Source organism: Rhodococcus sp. KRD197 (assembly GCF_017168235.1).
In the GTDB taxonomy this organism is placed as follows: domain Bacteria; phylum Actinomycetota; class Actinomycetes; order Mycobacteriales; family Mycobacteriaceae; genus Rhodococcoides.
The window spans coordinates 1-424 of the sequence record NZ_JABFAO010000097.1 but is presented as its reverse complement, the minus strand read 5'-3'; the positions used below and the strand labels follow the sequence as shown (position 1 = coordinate 424).

Sequence of the window (424 nt, the reverse complement as noted above, 5' to 3'; positions counted from 1 at the left end):
GCGTTGAGGATCGAGCCGCGCTCGCCACCGGTGCACGTGGCCACCATGACGCGCGCGCCCAGCTGGGCGTAATGTGCCATGGTCGCGGCACCCTTGCTGGACTCGTCGTCCGGGTGGGCGTGGATGGCCAACAATCGAAGCTGTGAATAATCCGTCACCGAACGGATGCCTCCAAGACGTCATCGCGGGAAAAATGCAATCCCCGGTATCTTACGCCGCGCGTGCTGCCGGAGCTGTCGTGCCCATCACGGCTGCCGCGCACCGCACGGCGACCGGCCTCCCAGAAACCACACACGCGCGCTGGGTACAGTGGTCGCCATGAGTTCTGCGACGCCCCGGCCTACCTCCCGGCCGGAGACGGGCGCCACTGCCCCTGGCACCTCCGCGACCCAGCGGGCGCTCGCACAGCGCTACGGGACCGGAC

1 protein-coding gene is annotated in these 424 nt (G+C 68.6%); it reads right to left on the bottom strand.

The features are described 5' to 3' along the window. Positions 1 to 158, bottom strand: a 158-nt coding sequence (locus tag J1M86_RS25975) for a PIG-L family deacetylase (RefSeq protein ID WP_206511932.1), incomplete at its 3' end; no start/stop codon positions are given. Positions 159 to 424: the final 266 nt, after the last annotated feature.